The sequence below is a fragment of the Vibrio sp. 10N.222.48.A3 genome (genome assembly GCF_041475345.1).
GTDB lineage: Bacteria > Pseudomonadota > Gammaproteobacteria > Enterobacterales > Vibrionaceae > Vibrio > Vibrio tasmaniensis_A.
The window spans coordinates 1-499 of the sequence record NZ_JBFRVX010001535.1 but is presented as its reverse complement, the minus strand read 5'-3'; the positions used below and the strand labels follow the sequence as shown (position 1 = coordinate 499).

Genomic DNA, 499 nt, shown 5'->3' with positions numbered 1-499 from the left:
CTTAATGCCTTTATTAACTAATGTATCAATTCCTTTTTTTGAAGACACGCGTCCAGCGTTAGATAAATAAACACGCTCACTTTTCTGAATTGATGTAACAAACATTCCCACAACCAATGTGTTTATGGAAATTTTTACTGAGTCTTTAAGGTCGAACTGCATTAAATTCAATTAAGTGTTGTCAAAAACAGTGTGATTCTAATCCAATTTCGCGACGAATCTAGTCAAATTGTTGATTTATTTACTCAAAACACCTGAAATTAAAAACAAAAGGCCGAAATGTCACAGAGTTATGCTTCGATCTTAGCGATATTGTTTACAACGGTTAAGTGGCAGTGGTGTAGTAATAAGCGTTCTTTTCTAATCGAAGTGTCTATCTAAAGGGCTCTGTAGAAAAGTACTTTGTATTGTGGATGTGACTTAAGAGGTGAGGTAGGGAGGTTGCCACCTATTAATAAAAAGATAAAACGTTAGATATTAAAAAAGCCACTGAAATCAG

The 499-nt window shown here is 34.3% G+C and carries 1 protein-coding gene; it reads right to left on the bottom strand.

Translation table 11 applies throughout. From position 1 onward, the window contains the following. On the bottom strand, nt 1-162 hold a 162-nt coding region (locus tag AB4653_RS27600), incomplete at its 3' end, for a DUF3391 domain-containing protein (RefSeq protein WP_372105838.1). Nucleotides 163-499 lie beyond the last annotated feature (337 nt).